The organism is Variovorax sp. GW458-11-26-14-LB1, assembly GCF_059423965.1.
The window spans coordinates 70,478-84,035 of the sequence record NZ_JBWKYW010000027.1 but is presented as its reverse complement, the minus strand read 5'-3'; the positions used below and the strand labels follow the sequence as shown (position 1 = coordinate 84,035).

General features: G+C 68.8%; 5 protein-coding genes. 2 read left to right on the top strand and 3 right to left on the bottom strand.

Going from position 1 to position 13,558, the window contains the following annotated elements; all coding sequences use genetic code 11:
* Positions 1-115: 115 nt before the first annotated feature.
* Both AC07YS_RS18625 and AC07YS_RS18620 read left to right on the top strand, forming a co-directional pair.
* A complete protein-coding gene (locus AC07YS_RS18625) occupies positions 116-352 on the top strand; it encodes a hypothetical protein (protein ID WP_095744972.1) in 237 nt (78 codons plus the stop codon).
* A 3-nt stretch (positions 353-355) separates the two neighbouring features.
* Entirely contained in the window at positions 356-1,150 is a 795-nt protein-coding gene (locus AC07YS_RS18620; protein ID WP_495268765.1) for a winged helix-turn-helix domain-containing protein, read from the top strand.
* Between the two features lie 39 nt (positions 1,151-1,189).
* Here AC07YS_RS18620 and AC07YS_RS18615 read toward each other — a convergent pair whose 3' ends face one another.
* Genes AC07YS_RS18615 through AC07YS_RS18605 form a run of 3 tightly spaced genes read right to left on the bottom strand, consistent with a single transcriptional unit; the run spans position 1,190 to position 13,478 of the window.
* On the bottom strand, positions 1,190-1,627 hold the full coding sequence (locus AC07YS_RS18615; RefSeq protein WP_095744971.1) for a hypothetical protein: 438 nt from the start codon (positions 1,625-1,627) through the stop codon (positions 1,190-1,192).
* A 2-nt stretch (positions 1,628-1,629) separates the two neighbouring features.
* Positions 1,630-2,490 carry an OmpA family protein gene (locus tag AC07YS_RS18610; protein ID WP_139701725.1) on the bottom strand — a complete coding sequence of 287 codons (861 nt, stop codon included), beginning with the start codon at positions 2,488-2,490 and terminating at the stop codon, positions 1,630-1,632.
* A gap of 26 nt (positions 2,491-2,516) precedes the next feature.
* On the bottom strand, positions 2,517-13,478 hold the full coding sequence (locus AC07YS_RS18605; protein ID WP_495268766.1) for an ESPR-type extended signal peptide-containing protein: 10,962 nt from the start codon (positions 13,476-13,478) through the stop codon (positions 2,517-2,519).
* Positions 13,479-13,558 lie beyond the last annotated feature (80 nt).

The following is a 13,558-nucleotide window of genomic DNA, read 5'->3' as shown; positions in this document are numbered from 1 at the left end:
GCCCCGGACGGCGCTGAAAGAATTCATCAGACTCCCACCCCGAAGCCCCCGCTAGCATCGAACGACCCGGGCGGCCAGCCTGCGCCGCGCCGGGGACCCAAGGGAGCAAAACATCGTGAAGTGGATCGTGGCTGGCTTTGTGGCGCTGGTTTTCTCAGTGCTGTCGTTCAACGCATTCATCGCCAACGACCTGAGCCGCCAGACCCGCGGCAACCGGCTCATCGCCATGCTGACCGACCTGTACGGCTGGCTGATGGGCACCCTGGGCGCCGTGCCGACGGGCGTGCTGTTCGCGGCGTGCGCCGTGGGCATCGTGGTGCTGGCGGTCCGGGACGGCAAGAAGGCGTCCTGAGCCATGCCGGTGACCACGCGCGTGGCCCTGCTCGACCCGCAAGGCACCACCGGACCGCAGCTGCTGCACAGCCTGCCCCGCCTGGGCTACGACACCCTGCGGTTCTCGAGTGCGGGCGACTTCTTTGCGTTGCTGGACAGCGGCCAGCCGATCGACCTGCTGCTCCTGGTGGTCGAGAACGAGCTGGCTTCGCGCAGCCTCTTCGCCGCCTGCCGGGCGCTGAACATCCCGACGCTGCTCATCGTGCGCGACAGGCGCTGGGAGCAGCTCATGCCCTGGCGCGACGCGCCGGGCTGGGACGACTTCATCGAGCTGCACGGCGCCGGCATCGACGACGCCATCAACGAACTGGCCTGGCGCATGCGCACCCTGCTGCTGCGCGCCCGGCAGGCCACGCAGACCGCCAGCCTCGGCGCGGCGAGCTGGGGCCCCTACCGCTTTCTCGACATGGCCCACACGGTGCTGCTGCACGAGCGGCGCATCCGCCTGCAGCCGCGCCAGTACGCCTTCGCCGTCACGCTGTTCCGCAATGCCGGGCAGGTGATCACGCGCGAGTGGCTGTGGCAATCGATCTGGGACAAGACCACGCCGTATGAAGGCACGCGCGTGCTCGACGTGTGCGCGGCCAACATCCGCAAGCGCCTGGACCTGTGCGCCGCGAACGGCTACGAGCTGCGCGCGGTCTACAAGCAGGGCTACCGGCTGGTGTCGGTGTTGCCCGGGCGCGAACCCGTCAAGGAGAGGGAGTTCACGCGAAGAGGCCGGCCACGCCATGCCGCCCTTGCCGTGAATTGCTGACAGGCCCGGCCCCGCAGCGGGCCGGGCCCCGGGCGCGCGTCAGGCGTCCGCCCCCACGCGAATCAGCCGCGCCGGCTTCAGCCGGCCATCCAGCGACGCCAGCCAGGCGCCCAGGTCTTCGTTCGACACGGGCGTCAGCAGCAGTTCGAAAGAACGCTGCGCGCGCACCGCGACCGGCACCGACTCCACGCTCTCCAGCTCCGAGCGGTGCGTGAGGTACAGCAGCGGCAGCATCCAGTCGGCCGCCTGGTGCATGGCGGGCACGCGCGCCACCGTCTTCTGCGCGTCGGCGTGCAGCCCCACGATCACCCCGTCGAAGCGCTGGCCCACCTCCAGCGCCTGGATCAAGTCGGCGATGCGCACGAAGGGAATGAAGTCGGCCCCCAGCGCCGTCAGCGAGTTGCCGGTACAGGCGCGCTGCAAGGCGTCGGAATCGACCAGCGCGATCCGGTAGCCCGAGGGAGCAGGCGCGTTCATCGTCACTGCTCCCCTGCGATGTCGAGCTCAACGCGCCGGTTGGGCTGCAGGCACTGCAGCAGCGCCGGCGTGCTGCGGCTGCCTTCGCAGTCGGACACCACCGGCTGGCGCTTGCCCATGCCCGCGGTGCGGATCAGCTTGCGGTCCAGGCCCTGCTGCACCAGCAGGTCGCGCACGGTGTTGGCGCGCTCCAGTGACAGCGCCTCGTTGTAGGCGTCTCCGCCCAGCCGGTCGGTGTGGCCGGTCACCACGATGTAGTGCAGCGAGCGGAAGTTGTTGCGCAGCTCGACCGCCAGGTGCTCCAGCCGCGCGCGGCCCGCGGGCTGCAGGTCGGTGAGCGAGGCGCCGTCGAAGCGGAACAGGCCGTCTGCATTGAGCGTGACCTTCTGCGGCGGCGCCAGCTTGGTGCTGGCCGGGATCGGCGTGGCCGCCGGCGGCTGCGCGAGCAAGGCGCAGTCGGGGTTCTTCCACCAGCCACCGGTCATCAGCTCGCTGCCGTTGAAACGCACCATGTACTGGCAGGTGACGTGCTCGCTGCCCTTGCCCGTGTAGAAGTGGAAGATGTAGTTCCACTCGCGCACGCCCCACAGGCCTTCGCTGAAGTGCGGCCAGCCCAGCAGCTCGCGCAGCTGGTCCTTGCCCATGCCGGGGCGCACGCGCTGGAACTTCTCGGTGCCCGGGAAGGCGCCCTGCTTCCACTTGGCGCTGTCCAGCGCCGGAAACTCCTCGGGCCTGGGCGCCGCGGGCTTCTCGGCCGCGGCGCGCGCCTGCGCGTCCTTGTCGATGGCGGCGCCGGGCGAGGCGCAGCCCTGCAGGGCCGCGAGCAAGGCCGCCAGTGCGACGGCGGACAGGGTTCGGTTCATCTGCTTCATTCTTTTTCTCTCCCGCTTCAATTGAAGACCCACTCGGCGCCGACCGTGGCCGCGGCGCCGGCGCGGCTCATGCCCACGCCGCCGGTCACGCTCCAGCCGTTGTTCTCGGCCGTGCGGCGGAAGCTGATGCCCACCGCGCTCTCGCCCTTGAACGTGCCGTAGCCCACGCGCATCACCGTCTTGCCCGGCACCGAGGTGCCCGGCATCTGCACGGCCATGGCGGCGGCCACGCCGGCATACGCGTTCTTGGCGGTGTTGCGCAGCTCGTTGCCCAGCGCGTTGGTGCGCGCGTCGGTGTAGGCCATGCCGGCGGCGCCGGCCTGGTTCAGCTGCTGCACGTTGACCGCGTCGGTGGGCGCCACGCCCGGCGCCACGTTCTGCACCGTGACCGGGCCGGTGGAGGCCCCGTTGCCCATGGTCACGCTGTTGTAGTTGACGCTGCCGTCCACGTTCGTGTCGTAGCGCACCGCGCTTTGCTGCACGGCCTGCAGCTGGCGCACGTTCACCGCGTCGGTGGCCTGCGTGCCGCCGGCCACGTTGGTGATCTGGCGTTCGTTGCCGGTCGAGCCGACCGACACCGCGCCCTGCGCCGACTGCACCACGGTGTTCGAGAACATCTCGCGCTGCCCGTTCATGCCGGCGCGATTGGCCACCGCGCCGTCGCCCAGCGCCACGCTGTTGGCCGTGCTGGCCGTGCTGTTGGCACCCAGCGCGATGCTGCCGGCCGCCTTGGCCTGCGCGTTGTTGCCGGTGGCGATGGCGTTGTTGCCCAGCGCGACCGCGTTCGGCCCGATGGCCACGCTCTCGGCGCCGGCGGCGTTCGAGTCGGCCGCCTTCGAGTTGGCGTGGAAGTACTTGATGCCGCCACCACCGGTGGTCATGTTGTTGATCGCCTGGTTCGTCGCGTACAGCTGGCTGCCGTTCACCGCGTCGGTGCTGGTGGCGCTGATCTCGCCGGCCGCGACGTTGGTGAGCTGGCGCTCGGCATCCTTCGAACCGACGCTGACCACGCCCACCGGCTTGGTGCCTGCGAACTGGTAGGTCGTGCCCTGGAGCGTGACGCTCTCAGTGGGCTTGGCCTCCGCCGTGGTCGCGTCGTTGCCCAGCGCGACGCTGTTCTTCGTCGTGACCACGGCGCCGGTGCCGATCGCCACGCCCCGGTCGGCCTTGACGGCCGCGCCCGAGCCCACCGCCGTGCTGTCGGTGCCCGTGGACGTGGGCGCCACGTAGGTCGTCGGCGACCCGGTGATCCACTTGCTGCCCGCCGCCGCGGCCTGGCTGGCCACCGCCTGCAGCTGCGCCACGTTCACGGCGTCGCTCGGTGCGGAGCCGGCGGCCACGCCGGTGATCTGGCGGAACACGCCGTGGGCCGCGTCGCCCACGCCCACCGCACCCGTGGTGCTGGTGGTGGCGGCGATGGCATCCGCCTGCGCGGCGGTTGCCTCCGGCGGCACATAGCCCTTCACGCCGGCCGCGCGGTCGGCCACCGAGCCTGCGCCCAGGGCCGCGCCACCGGCCACGGTCGCCGTGCTGCCTGCGCCCACGGCCACGCTGACGTCGCCGGCCGCGGCGCTCAGCGCGCCCAATGCGACGCTTGCCACGCCCGAGGCGTTCGAGGCCGCGCCCGCGGCCACGCTGCCGTTGCCTGCAGCCCGCGCCCAGGCGCCGAAGGCCGCGCTGTCGATGCCGTCCGCGGTCGAGAAGTAGCCCACCGCCGTGCTGCGGTCGCCCATCGCCCAGGCGGCATTGCCGATCGACGTGGCGCTGATGCCCGCGGCCTGCGCCGCCGTGCCCATGGCCACCGCATTGACGGCCGTCGCCTGCGCGTCCTTGCCCGCGGCGATCGCGTCGGCGCCCGTGGCACCGTCGTTGTTCTCGTTGCCGCCGCCGGTCGAGTTCACGCTGTAGTACTTCGTCTTGCTCTCGGCGACCGTGTCCTTGAGCTGGCTGACATTCACCGCGTCGGTGCCGGCCACGCCCGGCGCCACGTTGGTGATCACCTTGCCGCCCGCGTCGACGCCCGCCGTGGTCACGCTCGGACCGCCGACGATGGTCAGGCCGGTGGCACCGAGGGTGACGTTCGGGCCGACGGTCACGCCGGCGTTGTTCATCACCGTGTCGCCGGTGGTCACGCTGTCGAACTTCACGTCCTTGGCCGTGGCCACGGTCAGCGTGTTGCCGTTGCGCGTGACCACCATGTTGTCGCCGTTGGCGAAGTTGGCCGTGCCGCCAGGTGCGATGTTCTGCGGCGTCGCCTCGCCGTTCGCGCTCAGGTTCCAGCCCTTGCTGGCCGTGGCGTCGACCAGCTTGAGCTGCTCTTCGGTGGCCGCGCGGCCCACGGTCGCGAAGCTCGGGTCGGTCAGTGTCTTGTTGCTCAGGCCCTGGATGTCGTTGCTGACGCCGCTGAGCTTGACGGTGCCGCTGGTCACGCCGCCGGCGGCGACTGCGGTGGTGGTCGTGCCGTTGTTGACCGTCAGGCCGGTGGTGTTGAGCACGCTCTGGCCGACTGTCACGCTGTTGTTGACCTTGACGTCGTCAGCGAGCTTGAAGTCGAGGTTCGTGCCGGTGCGCGTGATCGCGATGTTGCTGTCCGAGTTGCTGAAGTCGACCTTGCCGCCTGGAGCGACATTGCCGCCGGTGGCTTCGCCATTGGCTGCGACATTCCAGCCTGCGCTGGCCGTGTCATTGACGATCTTGAGCTGCTCTTCCGTAGCCCCACGACCCACCGTCGCAAAGCTCGGATCGGTCAGCGTCTTGTTGCTCAGGCCCTGGATGTCATTGCTGACGCCGCTGAGCTTGACGGTGCCGCTGGTGACGCCACCCGCCGCGACGGCCGTGGTGGTCGTGCCGTCGTTCACGGTCAGGCCCGTGGTGTTGAGCACGCTCTGGCCCACCGTGACGCTGTTGCTGACCTTGACGTCATCCGCCAACTTGAAGTCCAGGTTCGTGCCGGTGCGCGTGATGGCGATGTTGCTGTCCGAATTGCTGAAGTCCACCTTGCCGCCCGGTGCGACGTTGCCGCCCGTGGCTTCGCCGTTGGCTGCGACATTCCAACCTGCGCTGGCCGTGTCATTGACGATCTTGAGCTGCTCTTCCGTGGCCCCACGGCCCACCGTCGCGAAGCTCGGATCGGTCAGCGTCTTGTTGCTCAGGCCCTGGATGTCGTTGGTCACACCGCTCAGGTTGACGGTTCCACTGGTCACGCCGCCGGCCGCAACGGCCGTGGTCGTCGTGCCGTTGTTGACCGTCAGACCCGTGGTGTTGAGCACGCTCTGTCCCACCGTCACGCTGTTGTTGACCTTCACATCGTCAGCCAGCTTGAAGTCGAGGTTCGTACCGCTGCGGGTGATCGCGATGTTGCTGTCCGAATTGCTGAAGTCGACCTTGCCGCCAGGCGCGACGTTGCCGCCCGTGGCTTCGCCGTTGGCCGCGACATTCCAGCCTGCGCTGGCGGTGTCGTTGACCTTCTTCAGTTGCTCTTCGGTCGCTGCACGTCCCGCCGTCGCGAAGCTCGGATCGGTCAGCGTCGTGTTGCTGAGACCCTTGATGTCGTTGGTGACACCGCTGAGGTTCACGCTGCCGCTGGTCACGCCGCCTGCGGCCACCGCGGTGGTCGTGGTGCCGTTGTTGACTGTCAGGCCCGTGGTGTTGAGCACGCTCTGGCCTACGGTCACGCTGTTGTTGACCTTGACGTCATCGGCCAGCTTGAAGTCCAGGTTCGTACCGCTTCGCGTGATGGCGATGTTGCTGTCCGAATTGCTGAAGTCGACCTTGCCGCCCGGCGCGACGTTGCCGCCCGTGGCCTCGCCGTTGGCCGCGACATTCCAGCCTGCGCCGGCGGTGTCGTTGACCTTCTTCAGTTGCTCTTCAGTGGCCGCACGCCCCACGGTTGCAAAGCTCGGGTCGGTCAACGTCGTGTTGCTGAGCCCCTGGATGTCGTTGGTGACACCGCTGAGATTCACGCTGCCGCTGGTCACGCCGCCTGCGCCCACCGCGGTGGTCGTGGTGCCGTTGTTCACCGTCAGGCCCGTGGTGTTCAGCACGCTCTGGCCCACGGTCACGCTGTTGTTGACCTTGACGTCGTCCGCCAGCTTGAAGTCGAGATTCGTGCCCGTGCGGGTGATCGCGATGTTGCTGTCGGAGTTGCTGAAGTCGACCTTGCCGCCAGGCGCCACATTGCCGCCCGTGGCCTCACCGTTCGCTGCCACGTTCCAGCCTGCGCTGGCCGTGTCGTTGACGATTTTGAGCTGCTCTTCAGTCGCTGCGCGGCCCACCGTCGCGAAGCTCGGGTCGGTCAACGTCTTGTTGCTCAAGCCCTGGATGTCGTTCGTCACGCCACTCAGGTTGACCGCTCCACTGGTCACGCCGCCGGCAGCCATCGCCGTCGTGGTCGCGCCGTTGGTCACGGTAGTGCCCGTCGCCGACGTCGTCGTGACGTTGCCTGCGCCGTCGTTCACCGTCAGGCCCGTCGTGTTGAGCACGCTCTGGCCCACGGTCACGCTGTTGTTGACCTTGACGTCGTCGGCCAGTTTGAAGTCGAGGTTCGTACCGCTTCGCGTGATCGTGACGTTGCTGTCCGAATTGCTGAAGTCGACCTTGCCGCCCGGTGCGACGTTGCCTCCCGTGGCTTCGCCGTTCGCCGCCACGTTCCAGCCTGCGCTGGCCGTGTCGTTGACGATCTTGAGCTGCTCTTCCGTGGCCCCACGGCCCACGGTCGCAAAACTCGGGTCGGTCAGCGTCTTGTTGCTCAGGCCTTGGATGTCGTTGCTGACACCGCTCAGGTTGACCGAGCCACTGGTCACGCCGCCTGCCGCGACCGCGGTGGTGGTCGTTCCGTTGTTGACCGTCAGACCGGTGGTGTTCAGCACGCTCTGGCCCACGGTCACGCTGTTGTTGACCTTCACGTCATCCGCCAGCTTGAAGTCGAGGTTCGTACCGCTGCGGGTGATCGTGACGTTGCTGTCGGAATTGCTGAAGTCGACCTTGCCGCCGGGTGCGACGTTGCCACCCGTGGCTTCGCCGTTCGCTGCCACGTTCCAGCCTGCGCTGGCCGTGTCATTGACGATCTTGAGCTGTTCTTCCGTAGCCCCACGGCCCACAGTCGCGAAGCTTGGATCAGTCAACGTCTTGTTGCTCAGACCTTGGATGTCGTTGGTCACGCCACTCAGGTTGACCGAGCCACTGGTCACGCCACCTGCCGCGACTGCGGTGGTGGTCGTTCCGTTGTTCACCGTCAGGCCCGTGGTGTTGAGCACGCTCTGCCCCACGGTCACGCTGTTGTTGACCTTCACGTCGTCAGCGAGCTTGAAGTCAAGGTTCGTACCGCTGCGGGTGATCGTGACGTTGCTGTCGGAGTTGCTGAAGTCCACCTTGCCGCCCGGCGCGACATTGCCGCCCGTGGCCTCGCCGTTCGCTGCCACGTTCCAACCTGCGCTGGCCGTGTCATTGACGATCTTGAGCTGCTCTTCAGTGGCCGCACGGCCCACCGTCGCAAAGCTCGGATCGGTCAGCGTCTTGTTGCTCAGCCCTTGGATGTCGTTCGTCACGCCACTCAGGTTGACCGTTCCGCTGGTCACGCCGCTGGCCGCAACGGCCGTGGTGGTCGTTCCATCGTTCACCGTCAGCCCCGTGGTGTTCAGCACGCTCTGGCCCACGGTCACGCTGTTGTTGATCTTCACATCGTCAGCCAGCTTGAAGTCGAGGTTCGTACCGGTGCGCGTGATCGCGATGTTGCTGTCGGAGTTGCTGAAGTCGACCTTGGCGCCCGGTGCGACATTGCCGCCTGTGGCTTCACCGTTGGCCGCGACATTCCATCCCGCGTTGGCGGTCGCATCGACGGCCTTGAGCTGGCTCACGTTCACCGCATCTGTATCGACCGCGCCGGCCGCCACATTGGTGATGCGCCGCTCGGTGCCCACGCCGCCCACCGACACTTCGCCCACCGGCACCGCACCGGCGACCGAGGTTGCGCCCGGCGGCACGTAGGCCGTGTTCGCGTTCAAGGTCGCCAGGTCCGAGGCCGTGGTGCTGTTGGCACCGAGCGCCACCGCGTTCGCGTAGGTGGCACTGGCATCGGTGCCGATGCTGACGCCGCTGTCGCCCGTGGCCTTGGCACGGGTGCCGATGGCAACGGTGTTGCTGGCGCTGATGTTCTCGCCCGCGTTCAAGCCGATCGCGACGTTGGCGCTGCCCTGGACCCCGCCGCCGGAAAGACCGCCCAGCGCCACGTTGAAGGCGCCGTTGGTGCCCTGCCCCGCGGAACTTCCGATGCCCACGTTGGAGAAACCGGTCGTGACCGCCCCGCCGTTCACGCCGATGCCGATGTTGGAGTCCCCGGTGACGCGGGCGCCCGCGCTCAACCCGAGCGCGGTGTTGTTCCCGCCCGTCACCGACACACCGGCGCTGTTGCCGACGGCCGTGTTGTCCGCTCCCGCAACCTGCCGGCCCGCGGCGTACCCGACGAAGGTGTTGTGCGAGTTGCCAGCCGCCGTGCTGCCCGAGCCGGCCAAGTTGCCGACCGCCACGGTGCCCACGCCCGCGGCCACGGCATCCACGCCTGACGCGATCGCATTGATGCCGGTCGCGCCCTTGTTGTCGTAGTTGCCGCCCTGCGTGCCGTTGTCGTTCACGCTGTAGTAGTGCGTCTGCGCGCCCTTGAGCTGGCTCACGTTGACAGCATCGGTATCGTCCGAGCCCGCTGCCACGTTGGTGATGCGCCGCTCCTTGCCCGCGCTGCCCACCGACACCTCGCCCACCGGCGCGGTGCCGGCCACGGTCGTCGCGCCTGCCGGCACATAGGCGTTCTTGAGCGCCAGCGCGGCTGCGTCCTGCGTCGCCTTCGAATCCGCGCCCAGCGCCACGCTGTTGACGGCGGCAGCCTGCGCGCCATGACCGACGGCAACGCCGTCGTCCTTGCTCGCCACGGCGCTGTTGCCGATGCTCACCGTGTTGTTGGCAGTGATGCCGGCAAACGTCGCGGTGTCGACGATGCCTGCGAGGCTGCCGATGGCGATGTTGCTGCTGCCTGTTGTTCCAGCACCAGCCAGGGCACCGATGCCGATGTTCGCATCGCCGACGACGGAGGCCCCCGACAAGTCGCCCATGGCGATGTTGTCGTTGCCGGTCACGGACTGACCCGCACTGCCGCCAACCGCAGTGTTGTAGGTGCCCTTGGTCCCCATGCCGCTGTAAGCACCCATCGCCAGGTTGTAGTCGCCCTGGACACTCTGCCCCGCCGCAATGCCGAACGCAGCGTTCGAGCTGCCCGCCACGTCCTTGCCCGCAGCGGACCCCACCGCGGTGTTGCTGGACCCCACGACACCGCCACCCGCTTCGGTGCCGATGCCCACGTTGTTCTGGCCGGCCAGGCCGGCGCTGGCGCCCACGCCGGCCAGATAGCCGATGGACACGCTGCGCTCGCCGTTCGCCTGCGCGCCCACGCCCGCCGCCAGTGCGTTGATGCCGGTGGCGCCGTCGTTGGCGTAGTTGCCGCCCTGCACGCCGTTGTCGTTCACGCTGTAGTAGTGCGTCTGCCCCGCCTTCAGTTGCGCCACGTTCACCGCATCGGTGGCTTGCGTGCCCGCTGCCACGTTCGTGATCTGGCGCGTCTGGCCATTGCCGCCCACGCTCACCGCACCCAGCGTGCTCTTCCACGTGGCCGAGGTGTCCGTCGAGGCCAGGCCCGTGGCCGGGTCGAAGCCCGCCACGCCCTTGTCCGTGCTCGCCACCGACTTGCTGCCCAGCGCCACGCCGTCGGCCACGGTCACGCCGGTCGAATCGCCCAGCGCCGTGGCGTTGGCCACGTTGACCTTGACGTTGTTGCCCAGCACGAAGGTGTTGCTCGCCGCTGCGCCCAGCGTGTTGTTGTTGCCCACGCTGTAGCTGTTGGCGCCGTCGATCACGGTCGGGTCGCCGATGGCGCCGCTGTTGTTGCCGTTGACGACGTTGCCGGTGCCGATGCTGATCGACTGCGTGCCCAGCGCCTGGGCGCCCGTGCCGATCGCGATCGCGCGCTCGGCATTGGCAAATGCCTGGGTGCCCAGGGCGATCGTGTCGCTCGCCATCGTCGGCGTGATGTTCCCGGCGGCCACATCGCCGGCAAGGCCCGCGGCCGAGCCGATCGCCAGGTTGCGGTTGCCGCTCACCAGGGCCCCTGCCGTCTGGCCGAGCGCGATGTTTTCGTTGCCGTCGGCGGCAAGACCGGCGTTCTGGCCCAGCGCCACGTTGCTGTTGCCCTTGGCGATCGAGCCCGCCCCCGCGCCAATGGCGAGATTCGCATCACCCTGGGTGCCAAGCCCCGCCCCTTGTCCGATCGCGGCATTGCCTGAACCCACGACGCTGGCGCCCGCCGAAGTGCCCATGCCGATGTTGCCGTCGCCCTTCACGAACGCGCCCGCGGCGAAGCCCCATGCGGCATTGCTGTCGCCCTCGGTGTTTGCGCCCGCCAGGTTGCCGAAGGCCGAGTTGGCGGTGCCCTTGGAGAAGATGCCCGCCCCCGCGCCGATGAAGCTGTTCAGGTCGCCCTCCGACGAGCTGCCGGCCGTTGCCCCGATGAAGGTGTTGCTGTTGCCCGACGCCGCCTGCCCTGCGTTGTTGCCGATGGCGGTGATGTCCGCGCCCGTGCTCTTGTTGCCGGCACCGGAGCCGATGAAGGTCCCCGTCAGCACGGTCGAATCCTTGCCTGCGCTTGCGCCGATCGCCACCGTGCCGCCCTTGGCGGCAGAGGCCTGGGTTCCGATCGCCACGCCGTTCGCGCCGGCCGCGTTGGCCTGGTAGCCCTGCGCGATCGCATAGTGGCCGCCGGCCGTCGCGCCATGACCCACGGCGGTCGCATGGTCCCCGCCGGCCTTGGCATCGACACCCGAGGCCATGGCGTTGAGGCCCGTGGCGCCCTTGTTGTCGTAGTTGCCGCCCTGCGTGCCGTTGTCGTTCACGCTGTAGTAGTGCGTCTGCGCGGCCTTGAGCTGCGCGACGTTCACCGCATCGGTGGCTTGCGTGCCCGCCGCCACGTTCGTGATCTGCCGCGTCTGGCCGTTGCCGCCCACGCTCACCGCGCCCAGCGTGCTCTTCCACGTGGCCGAGGTGTCCGTCGAGGCCTTGCCCGTCGCCGGGTCGAAGCCTGCCACACCCTTGTCCGTGCTCGCCACCGACTTGCTGCCCAATGCCACGCCGTCGGCCACGGTCACGCTGGTCGAATCACCCAGCGCCGTCGCGTTGGCCACGTTCACGTTGACGTTGTTGCCCAGCACGAAGGTGTTGCTCGCCGCTGCGCCCAGCGTGTTGTTGTTGCCCACGCTGTAGCTGTTGGCACCGTCGATGACGCTCGGGTCGCCGATGGCGCCGCTGTTGTTGCCGTTGACGACGTTGCCGGTGCCGATGCTGATCGACTGCGTGCCGTTGGCCTGGGCACCCTTGCCCATGGCAATGGAGGCTTCGCCCTTCGCAAAGGCGCTGTCGCCCACCGCCACGCTGGACACACCGAAAGCCTTGCTCGCCGTGCCGATGGCCACGGTGGCCTTGTCGCCGGCGACCGCCGACGAGCCCAGCGCCACGGCGTCGTCGCCGGTGGCGCGCGACAGGTGGCCGATGGCCGTCGTGCGGCTGGCGTCGATGCCGGCCACGCCGTTGCGCTGGAACGCCTGGGTGACCGAGGTCTGCAGCTCGGCGGCGGTGACCAGCACGTTGCCGCTGCTGGCCTCGATGACGTTGCCGCTGGCGTCCAGGGTGTAGGTGCCGTCGGCCAAGCCGGCCTCGGTCACGCCGCGCGTGGCCAGAAAGCCCATGTACTCGGTCTGCGCCGCCAGGCTCGCCGCCTGCACAGCGGCCTGGGAGATCGGGGCGTTCGGGTCCTGCGCGGCCAGCGCCAGGTTGGCGCTGGCCAGGGTGCCGAGCGCGATGTTGTTGCTGCCCTTGGACTGCAAGCCCGCCATCGTGCCCTGGTTGATGTTCTGGTCGCCCGTCACGAACTGGCCGGCGCGCTGGCCCACCGCGACGTTGCGGTTGCCGCTCGAGAGCCCGCCCGCGCCGTAGCCCATGCCGGCGTTCTCGTCGCCCTGCACCGCAAAACCCGCCTGGTTGCCGACGTAGGAATTGCGCGCGCCATTGCCGCTCGCGCCCGAGCCGCTGCCGACAAAGGTGTTGAGCGAGTTGCTGAAATCGTTCGGGTCGGTCTTGGCGGGGCGGCCCATGCCCGCGAACGTGCCGATCGCGACGGTGTCGTAGCCGGCTTCGGCGCGCGAACCCAGCGCGGTGCCGCGTCCCTCGGCCTTGGCCGAGCCCCCCAGGGCCACGGAGTTGCCTTCGGTCGCGGAGGCATAGGTGCCCACCGCCACGGAACTCCAGTTCTCGGTCGGTCCGGTCAGGCGGTCGCCACCGCTCGCAATGGCGGCGCGGCCGATGGCGATGTCGCCGAGCTTGTGCGCCTCGGCGCCGTTGCCCATGGCCACGGTGTCGTTCGCGAGCGCCTTGGCATCGGGGCCGATCGCCACGCTGTTGACGCCGATGGCGCCCGAGTTGGCCTGGGTCGAATTGCCGACAGCCGTCGAATTCACATGCAGGTACGGTGTCTCGTCGACATTCACCCAACGACCGTTCTTCCAGGTCATCAGCCCGACGCCGAGGCCGTTGGCCGAGGTGCCTGCCGTGGTGTTGAAGACGACCATGCCTTCCACCGGCGTGGGCGCGGCGAGGCCCCAGGTCGATGCGTCGGCCAATGCCACGCGCGGCATCAGCACGCCCTTGTTCGGTACGCCCGGGCCCGGCTCCGCGCCGATCGTCAGCCAGGCACTGGGGTCCGGGTTCGGCGTCCCGATCCCGACCTGCGCGAGCGCCGGCCCGCCCAACAGGAGCATGCCCAGACCCAGCGCCGCGAGTTGGCGCTGCGCGCTGCGGCTCTTCTTGCCTCGAGCCGAAGCAATTTCCGACGCGGCAACCCAAGCGCCCAGCGCCTCATTCCAGATGGATCGATAAGACTTGTTCATTTCCCCTGTTCCTCGGATGCAAGCCGGCCTTACTCCGCAGGATCGCGACATGGCGAGCGGAGATGACCGGAGATGTGGAG

Excerpts from the sequence above, each read along its gene's own strand:
- AC07YS_RS18620 (WP_495268765.1), top strand. The coding sequence starts at position 356 with ATGCCGGTGACCACGCGCGTGGCCCTGCTCGACCCGCAAGGCACCACC.
- AC07YS_RS18615 (WP_095744971.1), bottom strand. The coding sequence starts at position 1,627 with ATGAACGCGCCTGCTCCCTCGGGCTACCGGATCGCGCTGGTCGATTCC.
- AC07YS_RS18610 (WP_139701725.1), bottom strand. The coding sequence starts at position 2,490 with ATGAACCGAACCCTGTCCGCCGTCGCACTGGCGGCCTTGCTCGCGGCC.
- AC07YS_RS18605 (WP_495268766.1), bottom strand. The coding sequence starts at position 13,478 with ATGAACAAGTCTTATCGATCCATCTGGAATGAGGCGCTGGGCGCTTGG.